Raw genomic sequence first — 14,087 nt, 5'->3', positions numbered from 1 at the left:
CAACATCGATCCGGCGGACTGGGCTCAGAGCGTTCACGGAAAGGCTCTAGCCCAAATGCCTGAGCCGGCGTCATAATGATGCGGAAAGGGGCAGCGCGCAGAATGGGCGCCTGAACCCTTCGCGGAGAGAAGCATGTACTGGTATCTCCCCCTTGCTTGGACCCTTTCGTTCTGGGACGGCCTCCTAGGCCCCTCGGGCTATGTCGCGGTGCCGCTCGGCCTCGACGATCTCGACGAAGCGGCCGAAATCCACTCCGAGGCCTTCACGCAGGCCTGGTCGGGAGACGAGTTCGCCTCGCTGCTCGGCCAGGGCGGCACGTTCGGCTTCATCGTGCGCGCCGAGAGCGGGCACAAGGCCGTGGGCGTCGTGCTCGCGCGCCTGACCGTGGACGAGGCGGAAATCCTGACCATCGCCGTCGACAAGAGTGTGCGCGGCAAGGGGATCGGGCGTCTCCTGATGGACAATGTCCTGCAATATCTCCACGCCGAGCGCGCGGCCTCGCTGTTTCTGGAGGTCGAGGAAACCAACTCGCCCGCGCTCGCGCTCTATCGCAAGCTGCGCTTCGAGGAAGTCGGTCGCCGCCCGGCCTATTACGCGGGCGCGGACGGCACGCGCAAAAGCGCCCTGATCCTGAAGCGGAACCTGCGTGACTGAAGCGAGCCTACCCGCCGGCACGGACGCTTCGCGTCGCCGCGACCCTCTGGGCACGGCGCGGATGCTCGGCATCGGGCTGGCGCTGGCGCTGATGACGGTCGTGCTGATGCCGCTTCAGCTGCTTGCGATCCGCTTGCGCTGGCCGCTCGCGCGTCGCCTGCCGTTCGTGTGGCACAGCGTCGCCGCGCGGCTCATCGGTCTTCGCCTGCATCTGAAGGGCCGGCCCGTCACGGAGCGGCCGCTGCTTCTCGTCGCCAATCATCAGTCCTGGGCCGATATCGTGGCGCTCGGCGCGGTCATGCCGCTGTCCTTCATCGCCAAGAGCGAGGTCGCCGGCTGGCCGATCTTCGGCCTGCTCGCCAAGCTCCAGCGCACCACCTTCGTGGAGCGCGAGGCGCGCGGGCGCACGGGGCAGCAGGCGGACGCGATCGGCGAGCGGCTGAACGCGGGCGACGCCATGGTGCTCTTTGCCGAAGGCACGACCTCGGACGGGAACCGCGTCCTGCCCTTCAAGACGGCGCTGTTCGGCGCGGCGCAGGCGTCGCTTCGCCGCTCGCAGGCCGAGGCGGTCTGGGTTCAGCCCGTTTGCGTCGCCTATACCAAGGTCAATGGAATGCCGATGGGCCATTACGGCCGCCCGCTCGCCGCCTGGCCGGGCGATGTCGAACTGATGCCCCATCTTCTGGCCTTCCTGCGTGAAGGCGCGGTGGATGCCGAAATCCGCTTCGGCGAACCCATTCGCTTCGATGCGGCAAGTGACCGCAAGGCCGTGGCGCGGCGCTGCGAAAGCGTCGTCGCTGCCCTGATGGCGCGCAGCCTGCGCGGGGATGACGACCGCGCCGCCTGACGTCGGCAGCGCTCGGTTGAGGCGTTCTTTCGCTCTACCCCAAAGTCTCGGGCCGTTTCGCGGGAATGCCCGCTTGCGCGTTCCCCCCAACCGCCTGATATAGATAGGCCAGGAGCAACGATGGCCGTGGCGTTTCTCGAAAGGGACGCGTGGCTTTCGCGGGCGCCGGATCGACCCTGCCGGACATGATCTCGCCGGACGCAACCTGCGGGCTTGAGGGATCGGCGGGGCCGCGATGGAAGTCTTTTCCGGCAGAAGCCGAAAAAGACGCTATGAAGGACGCATGAGCGAGACGATCGACGAACGAGGCGACGAGCAGGGCGACAACCGGCGCAAGGTCTTTATCAAGACCTATGGTTGCCAGATGAACGTCTATGACAGCCAGCGCATGGGCGATGCCCTCGCCAAGGACGGCTATCGGCCGACCGACAGCGTCGAGGAGGCCGACCTCGTGCTCCTCAACACTTGCCATATTCGCGAGCGGGCTGCCGAGAAGATCTATTCCGAACTCGGGCGTCTGCGCGTCCTGAAGGCCGAGCGCGCCGCGCTGGGGCAGGAGATGCGCATCGGCGTCACCGGTTGCGTGGCGCAGGCCGAAGGGCCGGAGATCATCGCCCGCGCGCCCGTGGTCGATCTCGTGGTCGGCCCGCAGACCTATCACCGCCTGCCGGACATGCTGGCCCGCGTCGCCAAGGGCGAGCGCGTGGTCGAGACCGACTATGCGGTGGAGGACAAGTTCGAGCATCTGCCGAACCCGTCCAATCAGGAAATTCGCCAGCGCGGCGTCGCCGCCTTTCTCACCGTGCAGGAAGGCTGCGACAAGTTCTGCACCTTCTGCGTCGTGCCCTATACGCGCGGCGCGGAGGTCTCGCGCCCGCGCGCGGCCATTTTGGAAGAAGCGCGGCGTCTGGCCGGGGCCGGCGTGCGCGAGCTGACGCTGCTCGGGCAGAACGTCAATGCCTGGGGGCCGGGCGAAGGGGGGCTTGCCTCGCTCCTGCGCGATCTCGCCGAGATTCCGGGCATCGCCCGCCTGCGCTACACGACCTCGCACCCGCGCGACATGGACGAGGCCTTGATCGAGGCGCATCGCGATTTGCGGGCGCTGATGCCCTATCTGCATCTGCCGGTTCAGTCGGGCTCCGACCGCATCCTGAAGGCGATGAACCGGCGTCACAAGGCCGCCGACTATCTCCAGCTTCTGGAGCGCATCCGGCAGGCCCGGCCCGATATCGCCCTCTCGGGCGATTTCATCGTCGGCTTTCCCGGCGAGAGCGACGAGGATTTCGAGGCGACGCTCGCGCTGGTGCGCGAGGTCCGCTACGCCGCCGCCTACACGTTCAAATATTCGCCCCGCCCCGGCACGCCGGGCGCGACGATGGACGGCCATGTGCCCGAGGACGTGAAGACCGAACGGTTGGAGCGGCTCCAGGCGCTGATCCGCGAACAACAGGTGGCTTTTCAGGAAAGCTTCGTCGGCCAGGATACGGATGTCCTGATCGAGAAGCCCGGCCGCCATCCCGGCCAGATGATCGGTCGCTCGCCTTTCCTTCTGCCGGTCGTGGTTCCCGCCTCGGCGGGGGCGGTCGGCGATATCGTTTCGGTTCGCGTCACCGCGAGCCTTGCCAATTCTCTCATGGCCGCCGGCGCCGAGCCGGCTGACGCTCCCCACGCGACCCTCCGGGCGCAGGAGCTTCTCGCAAGGAAGATCGCATGAAGGCAGCACGCGGCATGTCACCGGCTTCCGGCGCTTCCGACATGGCCCATCTCGTTCTGACCTTCGACGACAACCGGCTGGCCGGTGCCCTGTTCGGGCAGTTCGACGAGCATCTGGCCCTGATCGAGCAGAAGCTGCATGTCGATGCGCGCGCGCGCGGCAACAAGGTGGAGCTTCGCGGCGACCCCACCGCCAGCGAACAGGCCCGCCGGGCGCTGGACTTCCTCTATGGCCGGCTGCAGGGCGGGGCCGAGATCGGCGCGTCCGATGTCGAGGGCGCCATTCGCATGGCGGTCGCGGCCGACGACCAGCTCGTCCTGCCGACCCTGGAAAAGAAGGGCCGCATCTCGCTTGCCCAGATTTCCACCCGCAAGAAGACCATCCACGCCCGCACGCCGACGCAGGATGCCTATATGCGCGCGATGGACCGGGCGGAGCTCGTCTTCGGTGTCGGCCCCGCCGGCACGGGCAAAACCTATCTCGCCGTGGCGCACGCCGCCCAGCTTCTGGAGCGCGGTCAGGTCGAGCGCATCATCCTGTCGCGCCCCGCCGTGGAAGCGGGCGAGCGCCTCGGCTTTCTGCCGGGCGACATGAAGGACAAGGTCGATCCCTATCTGCGTCCGCTCTACGACGCGCTCTACGACATGATTCCGGCCGAGAAGGTGGAGCGGGCGCTCGCCGCCGGCGCCATCGAGATCGCGCCGCTTGCCTTCATGCGCGGACGCACGCTCGCCAATGCGGCGGTCATCCTGGACGAGGCGCAGAACACGACCTCGATGCAGATGAAGATGTTCCTGACGCGCCTGGGCGAAAACGCCCGCATGGTGGTGACGGGCGATCCCTCGCAGATCGATCTTCCGCCCGGTCAGACCTCCGGTCTCGTGGAGGCGTTGCGCATTCTCGACGGCGTGTCCAACATCGTCTCCGTGCGCTTCGAATCCAAGGACGTGGTGCGCCATCGCCTCGTGCAGTCGATCGTCGAAGCCTACGAGGGCGACGCGAGCGAGAAGCGCGCGCAGCAGGCCAAGCGCACGTGACGGACGGGCGACAACGCTCCGCGCCACGCATCCTCCTCTCGGAGGACAGCGATCTCTGGCGCGAGCTTCTGAAGGGCGACCCGGAACCTCTGGTGCGCGAGGCGATTTTCGCCGTAGCGGAGGATCAAGGCTTTGCCGTCGATCTCGACACCGAAGTCTCCGTCACGCTGACGGACGACGCCGAGGTTCGGGAGGTCAACAAGGAATGGCGCGGCAAGGACAAGCCGACCAATGTCCTGTCCTTTCCCATGGCCGAGTTGGAGCCGGGTGATGCGCCCGGCCCGCTTCTGGGCGACCTCGTTCTGGCGGCCGAAACCTGCGGGCGCGAAGCGGCCGAGGAGGGAAAGACGCCCTCCGATCATGTGCGTCATCTGATTGTGCATGGCATGTTGCATCTTCTGGGCTTCGACCACGAGACGGACGAGGACGCGGAGGACATGGAAAGCACCGAGATCCGCATTCTGGCGGGGCTCGGGATCGCCGACCCCTATGCGGAATCCGAGCTATCGGTCGCGACCGACGGCAACGACCGAGACTGACGGAAACGAAAGACACGCTTTATGAGCATGACCCATCACCAGGACGAGACGGCTTCGGGCGAGCGCCATGCCTCCGAAGCGCCCGATGTCCGAAGTCGGCGGCGGCCGCGGGAAGACGAGCCCGGTTTCTTCGAGCAGCTCGTCACCTTCCTGAGGCCCCGCGTTCCGCCCTCGTTGCGCGAGGAACTGGTGGACGCCCTGATGGGCGAGGGAACGGAAGCGACCGGCTTCTCTCCCGGTGAGCGGCTCATGCTCACCAATATTCTGGAACTCCACGACATGCGCGTGGAAGACGTCATGGTGTCGCGCACCGAGATCGACGCCGTGCCGGTCACCGCGACGCTCGCCGAACTCATGGCCCGTTTCGAGGAAACCGGCCGCTCGCGGATGCCCGTCTATGGCGACGGGCTCGATGATCCGCTGGGCATGGTCCATATTCGCGACATGGTCGGCCACATCACCCGCGCCGCGCTCTGCTTCGGCCACGATAAGGAGCAGGAAGGCGCGCCGGTTCGCTCCACGCTCGATCTCGCCCGCGTCGATCTCGACCATACCATCGCCGATCTCGGGCTCCTGCGTCAGGTTCTCTTCGTGCCGCCGTCCATGCACGCGGCCGAGCTGATGGCGCGGATGCAGGCGAGCCATATCCAGATGGCGCTGGTGATCGACGAATATGGCGGCACGGACGGTCTCGTCTCGCTGGAAGACATTCTCGAAATGGTCGTCGGCGACATCGAAGACGAGCACGACGACGAGGAAATCCTCGTCACCCATGCCGGCGACGGCGTTTACTACGCGGACGCGCGCGCCGAGCTGGAGGACGTCTGCAAGCTCGTCGGCCCCGATTTCGACGTCAGCGCCCATGAGGACGAAGCCGACACGATCGGCGGTCTCGTGGTGCAAGCCCATGGCGGCCTGCCTGAGATCGGCACGGTGATCGAGGCCGTGCCCGGCTTCGAGATCGAAGTGCTGGACGCCGATCCGCGCCGCGTGAAGCGCCTGCGCATCGTGCGCTTTCCCGAAGGCCCGTCGCCGGAACTGGCATAGGACCGCGCAGGGCTGTCTGACTGCCCACGGCCGCAACGGGCTTCGTTCGTGGCGGCTCGTCGCGCCGACGGGCCTCAGTGCCGACCCTGTGTCCGCTGCTTGCACCTTGGCTTCAGATCGGCGGAGACGGCGCAAGGCTCGTGCTCGCTTCATGACTGCCTCTGGACGTGGCGCGCCGACATCTTTATCGGCGCGGCAGGGACCGGGCCGGTCATGAAGGGGAAGCGGTTTGCAAACAGGACTTCAGCGTCTGGCGGGGCGCATCATTCTGTCGGACGGCTGGACGCGCGCCCTGATCGCCTTCCTGGCCGGCGCCGTGCTGGTGCTCGGCCTTGCCCCCTTCAACGTGCCGGCCGTCGGCTTCGTCTCCTTTCCGCTGCTCGTCTGGCTTCTGGATGGCGCGAGCGGAAAGCCGGGCGCGGGCCTGATCCGGCGCTCCTGCCCCGCCTTCCGCATCGGCTGGTGCTTCGGCTTTGGATATTTCGTGGCCGGTCTCTGGTGGCTGGGCGCGGCGATCCTGGTGGACGGGGCGGAGTTCTGGTGGGCGCTGCCGCTCGCCGTGTTCGCGCTGCCCATGGCGCTCGCGATCTACTGGGGTTTGGCGGCGGCACTCGCTCGCCTGTTCTGGAGCGATGGCGTCCTGCGCCTGTTCGCCTTCGCGGCCTCGATCGCGCTGTTCGAGGGCCTGCGCGGAATGCTCCTCACCGGCTTCACCTGGAACACGGTCGGCGCGATCGCCGCGCCCGTGCCGCTGCTCATGGGCTCGGTTTCGGTGGTTGGTCTCAACGGGCTGACGCTGCTGTCGGTTTTCGTGTTTTCGCTGCCGGCGCTCCTAGTCACCCCGGCGCGCGGACGCGCCCTGGCGTCGGTGTTCGGCGTTGTGCTCGTTGGCGCCCATGTTGCCTATGGCTGGTGGCATGTTTCGAATGCGCCCGCCGGCCATGTCGCCGGCGTCACCCTGCGCCTCGTTCAGCCCAATATCCTGCAGGGCCAGAAATGGGATCCGGCCGAGGCCGAGCGCATCTTCTCGCGCCAGCTAGAACTGACCCAGGCGCCCATGCCGCCCGCGCCCATCCTTCAGGGCGAGGGGAGCGCCGAGACACCCTCCACAGAGCCCGGCCGACGCCTCGTGGTCTGGCCGGAATCCTCCTTTCCCTTCATTCTCACCCAGCGGCCGGACGCGGTGGCGAGCCTTGCCGAGGCGCTGGGCCCAGGCGACACGCTGATCGCTGGGGCGACGCGCATGGAAGGGGAGGGCGCCAAGGCCCGCTTCTTCAATTCGGTCTATGTGATCGGCGAGGACGGGACGATCCTCGACGCGCAGGACAAGCTGCATCTCGTGCCCTTCGGCGAATATCTGCCGTTTCAGGCGCTGCTCGAAAGCTGGGGCATCAATCAGTTGACGCATCTGCCCGGCGGCTTCTCGCCCGGTGCCTCGCGCCGCGATCTGGAGGCGGGGCCGGGCGGCCCGCGCTTCCTGCCCCTCATCTGCTACGAGATCATCTTTCCCGGCGAGATCGGCACGCGGGCCACGCGGCCTGACTTCATCCTCAACGTGACGAACGATGCCTGGTACGGCCGCACGCCCGGCCCCTACCAGCATCTGCGCCAGGCTCAGCTGACGGCGGTGGCTTTCGGCCTGCCGCTCGTGCGCGCCGCCAATACGGGCATTTCGATCGTCACCGATTCGGTCGGGCGGCCCGTGGCCGGCTTGGCGCTTGGGCAAGGAGGGACGGTGGATGCCGACCTGCCGCTGCCCGGCGCGCCGACGCCCTATGCGCGATGGGGCGAAAAGGTCTTCTACGGGCTTCTGGCGCTGTTCGGCCTTGCGGCTGTTATCGGCTATCTCCGATTTCGCCGCTCCGCCGATTGACGCGCGCACGGGCACTCCCTAACGAAACCTCTGTAGGAATACCTACAGATCAATCGTAGCGCCCGCCGACCGGACGTCATGCCGCTGCGGTCTGCGACGGCGGGGGCGGAAGGCACGGCGATGGTGGAAGCGAAGAAGACGCCGAACCCTGTGGATGTTCATGTGGGCTCGCGGCTTCGCCTGCGCCGCACGAGTCTAGGCATGAGCCAGGAGAAGCTCGGCGAGCATCTCGGCATCACCTTCCAGCAGATCCAGAAGTACGAAAAGGGCACCAACCGCATCGGCGCGAGCCGGTTGCAGAACATCTCCGCCGTGCTCTCGACGCCAGTGTCCTTCTTCTTCGATGGGCTGGACTCCCAGTCCTCCGGGCTGACGGAGCTGAACGAGCCGTCCAGCGACTTCGTGCATGACGCACCGCACTCGGCCGAAATGCTCCAGCTGACACGCGCCTTCCAGCGCATTGCCGATCCCAAGGTCCGCCGGCGCGTGCTCGACCTCGTGCGAGCCTTGTCCTCAGCGGACGATGAGGGCGAAAGCGACTGAAACAGGTCGATTTTGGCGCGATCCGGCGGTTTCGCGCTGGAAATTTCGCTTGCGCGAAGAGCCCTCATTTCCTAACCCCGGCGAGCCCGCGACCGAAGTGGGCTGAAGCGGCAAGTCGGACCCTCTCCGACGGCACGGGAGAGTTCCAGGCACATGGCGCGCAGCGACTACCTCTTCACCTCGGAAAGCGTTTCCGAAGGACATCCCGACAAGGTTTGCGACCGCATCTCCGACGAGATCGTGGATCTTCTCTACAAGGAAGCGCGCAAGAGCGGCATGGACGCCTCGCTTCTGCGCGTCGCCTGCGAAACGCTGGCGACCACGAACCGCATCATCATCGCCGGTGAAGTGCGCTGCTCGGTCGAGGCGGGCCGGCTGAAGTCGAAGGTCCGCTCGGCGGCGCGCAAGGCCGTGAAGGCGATCGGCTACGAGCAGGACGGCTTCCACTGGAAGACCGCCAAGATCGACGTTCTCCTGCACGAGCAGTCCGCCGACATCGCCCAGGGCGTGGATGTGGGCGGTGAGAAGAACACCGAAGGCGCGGGCGACCAGGGCATCATGTTCGGCTATGCCTGCCGCGAAACGGCGGAGCTGATGCCGGCCCCGATCTTCTACGCGCAGAAGATTCTGGAGCGTCTGGCGACGGCCCGCAAGGCGAGCGAGGGCGACGCCGGCAAGCTCGGCCCCGATGCCAAGACGCAGGTGACGGTTCGTTACAAGGACGGCAAGCCGTCCGAGATCGTGTCGATCGTGCTCTCGACCCAGCATCTGGACGAGTCGCTGAATTCCAAGGACGTGCGCGCCATCGTCGAGCCCTTCGTGCGCGAGGCCGTCGCCGAACTCCCCATCGCGGCCGATTGCGTCTGGCACGTCAACCCGACCGGCAAGTTCGTGATCGGCGGGCCGGATGGCGACGCGGGCCTGACGGGCCGCAAGATCATCGTGGACACCTATGGCGGTGCGGCCCCTCATGGCGGCGGCGCGTTCTCGGGCAAGGACCCGACCAAAGTCGACCGCTCGGCCGCCTATGCCGCGCGCTATCTCGCCAAGAACGTGGTGGCCGCCAAGCTTGCCGATCGCTGCACGATCCAGCTGTCCTACGCGATCGGCGTTGCCGAGCCGCTGTCGGTCTATGTCGATCTGCACGGCACCGGCACGGTGGACGAGGCGGCCGTCGAGACGGCGCTGCGCGAGGTCATGGACCTGACGCCGCGCGGCATTCGCGAGCATCTCCAGCTCACGCGCCCGATCTACGCTAAGACCTCCGCCTATGGCCATTTCGGCCGCAAGCCCGGCCGTGACGGCTCCTTCTCCTGGGAGCGCACCGACCTCATCTCCAAGCTGAAGTCTGCTCTTGGCCGCTGAACGACGCATCAACGGCCTCAAGGCTCGAGTCCGCGAGAACTTCTTCGGCCGTTCTCGCGGCAAGACCCTGCGCCCGCTTCAGGCCGATCTCCTGGACGAGCGGCTGCCCGTGCTCGGCCTCGACCTGTCGCAGCCCGCGCCGGGGGATCTCACGTCGCTGTTCGAGGCCGAGGTCTCAGGCGTCCGGCTGGAGATTGGGTTCGGCGGGGGCGAGCATCTTCACATGGAGTCCGGCCGTCATCCCGGCACGGGTTTCATCGGCGTCGAGCCGTTCCGCAACTCCATGGCCAAGATGCTGGTCGCGCTCGAAGAAGAGCCGCGTCCCAACCTGCGCCTGTTCGGCGACGACGCGACGCTGCTTCTGGATTGGCTGCCGGATGCATGTTTGAGCGGCATCGATCTGTTCTATCCCGACCCCTGGCCCAAGAAGAAGCACTGGAAGCGCCGCTTCGTGAACGAGCGCACGCTGCGCCGTTTCGCCCGCGTGATGAAGCCCGGTGCCTTGTTCCGCTTCGCCTCGGACATCGAGACCTATGTGGACTGGACGCTGACGCATCTGCGCGACCACGAGGCCTTCGAATGGCTGGCGCAGTCCCCGGCCGACTGGCACACGCCCTATGAGGGCTGGCCCGGCACGCGCTACGAGGCCAAGGCGCATCGCGAGGGACGCAAGGGCGCCTATCTCACCTTCCGCCGGATCTGAGCTTGCGACCCTCCCGCCGCCCCGCGACATAGCGTGGGGCGAGGGCAGCGTCGTTCAGCGCTTGGTCCAGCTCTGCGTCTTGCAGAAGACCTTGAGGGCGCAGCCCGTCAGCTTTAGCGACGCGCCCGCCACCTCGGCCTTGCCGGCATAGGTGCGCTCCGCTTGCGGATCGGTGATCTCGCCCTCATAGGTTCCCGCCGAGCCGCTCATGCGCCCGATCTGGCGTCCCTTGAACTTGCCGGTGGTGAGGCTGATGCAGAAGGCGTCGCCGCAGGGCGCGATGCTGGCAATCTCGCCCAATGCCGTTCGCCAGTTGCCGACAACGGGTTCGGCCGCGCTCGCCGAACCGAAGGTCGCGATCAGCAGCCCGCTCGCGGCGATCAGGCGTGTCATCTGGTGTCTCATGCGCTTGGTCCTCCCGGCCTGTGGAACGGGCAGGTTGACCTGTTCCGCGACGTCTGTCGAATGGCGGCGATCTTGGATCAACAGCTTTGGCGAAAGTCCGGGACGGCGGGCGCTCGCCAGCGCGGCGCAAGGCTTGCCAGGAAGCGCGTTGAAGCGTATAGGAAACTCAAATTCTCTGCGATGCGATCGTGAGAGTGGGTCCACCCGGTCCCGCTCTTTTTTGTTACAAGGGGTCGGCGTCGCGACCGGGGCAGGGATCGGACGACACCGATCCGATCGCCTCGTGAACCATTCGGAGACTTCGTGACGGATCGCATCATCATCGAACAAGGCATCGAGGCGCGTGTCGCCGCGATCGTGGAGCCCGTGATCGAACAGATCGGATACCGGCTCGTGCGGGTGCGCGTCTCGGCGATGAACGGCGCGACGCTGCAGATCATGGCCGAGCGGCCGGACGGTTCGATGACGGTCGAGGATTGCGAAGCCGTCAGTCGGGCCGTGTCGCCGGTGCTGGACGTCGAAGACCCGATGGACCGCGCCTATCATCTGGAAGTTTCCTCGCCCGGCATCGACCGTCCGCTGGTGCGCAAGGGCGATTTCGAGACCTGGACGGGTCAGCTTTTGAAACTCGAGACCAACCGGCTCGTTTCAGGTCGCAAGCGCTTTCGCGGCCGCGTCACCGAGGTGAGTGCCGAGGGCATCCGTCTGGAGCGCGACGGCGTTGCCTCGGAGGGCGGCGAGGCGGTTGTCGAAATCGCGTTCGACGCGCTGGCCGAGGCGCGCTTGATCCTGACCGACGATCTTCTGGCCGCTTCGCTGAAAGCCGACAAGGACGCCCGCCGCGCGCGGGGCCAGCCGGTGGACGAGGACGAGGACGGCGACGCCGCCCTGAACTGACGGGCGAGCCCATCCCAGCCGGATAGCGACCCAAGGGCCGCCCGGCCCATGAAACGAAGTCCCGCTCCGTGCGGGCGCGAGCCGAGAGCGGAAAGCCTTCGGGCCTTCCCCGGTTCACGACGAGGAGACGAACATGGCAGTCAGTGCGAACAGACTCGAGCTTCTGCAGATCGCGGATGCCGTCGCGCGGGAAAAGTCGATCGATCGTGAGATCGTCATCGCCGCCATGGCCGACGCCATCCAGAAGGCGGCGCGTTCGCGGTACGGCCAGGAAACCAATATCCGCGTCGACATCAACACCAAGACCGGCGAAATGAAGCTCCAGCGCTTGCTGGAAGTGGTGGAGCAGGTCGAGGACCCCGCGACCCAGATCTATCTGGAACTGGCGCGCGACAAGAACCCCGATGCAGAGCCGGGCGACTTCATCGCCGAACAGCTTCCGCCCATGGAGTTCGGCCGCATCGCCGCGCAGTCGGCCAAGCAGGTCATCGTGCAGAAGGTGCGCGAGGCCGAGCGCGACAAGCAGTATGAAGAGTTCATCGGCCGCGTCGGCGAGATTATCAACGGCACGGTGAAGCGTGTCGAATACGGCAACGTCATTGTCGATCTCGGCAAGGGCGAAGGCATCATCCGCCGCGACGAGCAGATCCCGCGCGAGCTGTTCCGCTACGGCGACCGCGTGCGCGCCTTCGTCTACGACGTGCGCCGCGAGCCGCGCGGACCGCAGATCTTCCTGTCGCGCACCCATCCGCAGTTCATGGCGAAGCTCTTCACCATGGAAGTGCCTGAGATCTACGACGGCATCATCGAGATCAAGGCCGTGGCGCGCGATCCCGGCTCCCGCGCCAAGATCGCCGTCATCTCGCGCGATTCCTCGGTGGATCCGGTGGGCGCCTGCGTCGGTATGCGCGGCTCGCGCGTTCAGGCCGTCGTCGCCGAGCTTCAGGGCGAAAAGATCGATATCATTCCCTGGTCGCCGGAGGCGGCCTCCTTCCTCGTCAACGCGCTTCAGCCGGCCAAGGTCGCCAAGGTCGTTCTGGATGAGGACGCCGAGCGTATTGAAGTCGTCGTTCCCGATGACCAATTGTCTCTTGCGATCGGCCGTCGTGGCCAGAACGTGCGCCTTGCCTCGCAGCTGACGGGCTGGGACATCGACATCCTGACCGAGCAGGAAGAATCCGAGCGCCGCCAGAAGGAATTCGCCGAGCGCTCCGCCCTGTTCATGGACGCCCTCAATGTCGACGAAATGGTCGGCCAGTTGCTGGCGTCGGAAGGCTTCGCCTCGGTCGAGGAAGTGGCCTATGTCGATGTGGACGACGTGGCCGCGATCGAAGGCTTCGACGAGGATACGGCCGCCGAGATCCAGAACCGCGCCAAGGAATATCTGGATCGTCGCGAGGCCGAACTGGACGACAAGCGCCGCGCGCTGGGCGTCGCGGACGAGCTTCGCGAGATCGACGGCCTGACGACGCCGATGCTGGTGGCTCTGGGCGAAGACGGCGTGAAGACGATGGAAGACTTCGCCGGCTGCGCGGCCGACGACCTGATCGGCTGGAGCGAGCGCAAGGACGGCGAAACCAAGCGGTTCCAAGGCGCGTTGTCGGGCTTCGATGTCAGCCGCACCGATGCCGAGGCCATGATCATGCAGGCCCGCGTGAAGGCCGGCTGGGTCGAGGAAGAGCCCGAAGAGGTTGAGGTCGCCGAAGACGAAGACGTGTGAGGCGGACTGACGAACGAATAACGGATTGACGAAGGCGGATATGGACGAAGCGTTGGACGACGGACTGGAGGAGGCGGTGATGAACGGACGTATGTGCATCGTGTCGCGCCGCTCTCTCGAGCCCGACGCCCTCGTGCGCTTCGTTGCCGCGCCGGATGGTCGGGTCGTTCCCGATCTCAAGCGCCGGCTGCCGGGTCGGGGCGCGCATGTCGAGGCGCGGCGCGAGACAGTGGAACTGGCCGTGAAGCGCCGGCTCTTCTCGCGCGCGCTGAAGCGCGAAGTCTCCGGCCTCGAAACGCTGGCGGACGATCTCGACTCGCTGCTCCTGCGTGCCGCGCTCGGCTCGCTCGGCATGGCGCGCAAGGCGGGGCAGATCATCACCGGCTCGGCCAAGGTCGACGCGGCCTTGCGCACCGGTAAGGCGGCCGCGACGCTTCATGCCAGCGACGCGGCGCCCGACGGCATCCGCAAGCTGGACGGCGCGCGCCATGCCGGGGAGGTCTCCGGGCGGGCGAGCCCGACGGTTTCGTTCCGTTTATTCACGGCAGACGAAATGAGCTTGGCCTTGGGCGGCGAAAATGTGGTACACGCGGCCATCTTGCCCGGCATGGCCGGGGTGGCGCTCGTCCAGCGCCTCGAAGCGCTTTGCGCGTATCGAGGCGAAGAGGCCGGTCAGGACACTTTTCTCCCGGCCGATCCATGAGGCCGCATCAATGTTCAACAACAAAGCTTGGTTGCGAAA

At 66.5% G+C, this 14,087-nt stretch carries 14 protein-coding genes; 13 read left to right on the top strand and 1 reads right to left on the bottom strand.

Annotated elements, in window-relative coordinates; genetic code table 11:
* Positions 1-133: 133 nt before the first annotated feature.
* The 10 genes from rimI to trmB all read left to right on the top strand — a co-directional run bounded on the left by rimI (position 134) and on the right by trmB (position 10,323).
* A complete protein-coding gene (rimI, locus tag AUL36_RS14590) occupies positions 134-655 on the top strand; it encodes a ribosomal protein S18-alanine N-acetyltransferase (RefSeq protein ID WP_062221920.1) in 522 nt (173 codons plus the stop codon).
* Between the two features lie 61 nt (positions 656-716).
* Positions 717-1,502, top strand: a complete 786-nt coding sequence (locus AUL36_RS14585) for a lysophospholipid acyltransferase family protein (RefSeq protein WP_062221918.1) — start codon at positions 717-719, stop codon at positions 1,500-1,502.
* Between the two features lie 283 nt (positions 1,503-1,785).
* Positions 1,786-3,216, top strand: coding sequence for a tRNA (N6-isopentenyl adenosine(37)-C2)-methylthiotransferase MiaB (gene miaB, locus AUL36_RS14580; protein ID WP_062221916.1), 1,431 nt, complete (start codon positions 1,786-1,788; stop codon positions 3,214-3,216).
* On the top strand, positions 3,213-4,253 hold the full coding sequence (locus AUL36_RS14575) for a PhoH family protein (RefSeq protein ID WP_062221914.1): 1,041 nt from the start codon (positions 3,213-3,215) through the stop codon (positions 4,251-4,253). Before miaB ends, AUL36_RS14575 begins: the two co-directional genes overlap by 4 nt.
* Positions 4,250-4,792: an rRNA maturation RNase YbeY gene (gene ybeY / locus AUL36_RS14570; protein ID WP_082655859.1), complete on the top strand. Its 543-nt coding sequence runs from the start codon at positions 4,250-4,252 to the stop codon at positions 4,790-4,792. The genes AUL36_RS14575 and ybeY overlap by 4 nt, the downstream gene beginning before the upstream one ends.
* Before the next feature lie 21 nt (positions 4,793-4,813).
* The gene (locus AUL36_RS14565) at positions 4,814-5,839 is read left to right on the top strand and encodes a hemolysin family protein (RefSeq protein WP_062221912.1); all 1,026 of its coding nucleotides are present in this window, start codon (positions 4,814-4,816) and stop codon (positions 5,837-5,839) included.
* Positions 5,840-6,068: 229 nt separating this feature from the next.
* Positions 6,069-7,712, top strand: a complete 1,644-nt coding sequence (gene lnt, locus AUL36_RS14560; protein ID WP_062221910.1) for an apolipoprotein N-acyltransferase — start codon at positions 6,069-6,071, stop codon at positions 7,710-7,712.
* Positions 7,713-7,832: 120 nt separating this feature from the next.
* On the top strand, positions 7,833-8,255 hold the full coding sequence (locus tag AUL36_RS14555) for a helix-turn-helix domain-containing protein (RefSeq protein ID WP_062221908.1): 423 nt from the start codon (positions 7,833-7,835) through the stop codon (positions 8,253-8,255).
* Between the two features lie 153 nt (positions 8,256-8,408).
* Entirely contained in the window at positions 8,409-9,620 is a 1,212-nt protein-coding gene (gene metK / locus AUL36_RS14550; protein WP_058602024.1) for a methionine adenosyltransferase, read from the top strand.
* Entirely contained in the window at positions 9,610-10,323 is a 714-nt protein-coding gene (trmB, locus tag AUL36_RS14545) for a tRNA (guanine(46)-N(7))-methyltransferase TrmB (RefSeq protein WP_374700776.1), read from the top strand. The genes metK and trmB overlap by 11 nt, the downstream gene beginning before the upstream one ends.
* Positions 10,324-10,377: 54 nt before the next feature.
* Here trmB and AUL36_RS14540 read toward each other — a convergent pair whose 3' ends face one another.
* The gene (locus tag AUL36_RS14540) at positions 10,378-10,728 is read right to left on the bottom strand and encodes a DUF2147 domain-containing protein (RefSeq protein ID WP_082655858.1); all 351 of its coding nucleotides are present in this window, start codon (positions 10,726-10,728) and stop codon (positions 10,378-10,380) included.
* Between the two features lie 303 nt (positions 10,729-11,031).
* Here AUL36_RS14540 and rimP point away from each other — a divergent pair, with 303 nt between their 5' ends.
* The 3 genes from rimP to AUL36_RS14525 all read left to right on the top strand — a co-directional run bounded on the left by rimP (position 11,032) and on the right by AUL36_RS14525 (position 14,048).
* Positions 11,032-11,625: a ribosome maturation factor RimP gene (gene rimP / locus AUL36_RS14535; RefSeq protein ID WP_058602022.1), complete on the top strand. Its 594-nt coding sequence runs from the start codon at positions 11,032-11,034 to the stop codon at positions 11,623-11,625.
* A 133-nt stretch (positions 11,626-11,758) separates the two neighbouring features.
* The gene (nusA, locus tag AUL36_RS14530; protein WP_062221904.1) at positions 11,759-13,345 is read left to right on the top strand and encodes a transcription termination factor NusA; all 1,587 of its coding nucleotides are present in this window, start codon (positions 11,759-11,761) and stop codon (positions 13,343-13,345) included.
* Positions 13,346-13,385: 40 nt separating this feature from the next.
* Positions 13,386-14,048, top strand: coding sequence for an RNA-binding protein (locus AUL36_RS14525; protein WP_082655857.1), 663 nt, complete (start codon positions 13,386-13,388; stop codon positions 14,046-14,048).
* Positions 14,049-14,087: the final 39 nt, after the last annotated feature.

This window comes from Aureimonas sp. D3 (assembly GCF_001463805.1).
Lineage (GTDB): Bacteria > Pseudomonadota > Alphaproteobacteria > Rhizobiales > Rhizobiaceae > Aureimonas > Aureimonas ureilytica_A.
This window is presented reverse-complemented; position numbering and strand designations above follow the sequence as displayed.

Coding starts and splice junctions, on each gene's coding strand:
- rimI (WP_062221920.1), top strand. CDS start 134: ATGTACTGGTATCTCCCCCTTGCTTGGACCCTTTCGTTCTGGGACGGC.
- AUL36_RS14585 (WP_062221918.1), top strand. CDS start 717: ATGCTCGGCATCGGGCTGGCGCTGGCGCTGATGACGGTCGTGCTGATG.
- miaB (WP_062221916.1), top strand. CDS start 1,786: ATGAGCGAGACGATCGACGAACGAGGCGACGAGCAGGGCGACAACCGG.
- AUL36_RS14575 (WP_062221914.1), top strand. CDS start 3,213: ATGAAGGCAGCACGCGGCATGTCACCGGCTTCCGGCGCTTCCGACATG.
- AUL36_RS14565 (WP_062221912.1), top strand. CDS start 4,814: ATGAGCATGACCCATCACCAGGACGAGACGGCTTCGGGCGAGCGCCAT.
- AUL36_RS14555 (WP_062221908.1), top strand. CDS start 7,833: ATGGTGGAAGCGAAGAAGACGCCGAACCCTGTGGATGTTCATGTGGGC.
- metK (WP_058602024.1), top strand. CDS start 8,409: ATGGCGCGCAGCGACTACCTCTTCACCTCGGAAAGCGTTTCCGAAGGA.
- AUL36_RS14540 (WP_082655858.1), bottom strand. CDS start 10,728: ATGAGACACCAGATGACACGCCTGATCGCCGCGAGCGGGCTGCTGATC.
- nusA (WP_062221904.1), top strand. CDS start 11,759: ATGGCAGTCAGTGCGAACAGACTCGAGCTTCTGCAGATCGCGGATGCC.
- AUL36_RS14525 (WP_082655857.1), top strand. CDS start 13,386: ATGGACGAAGCGTTGGACGACGGACTGGAGGAGGCGGTGATGAACGGA.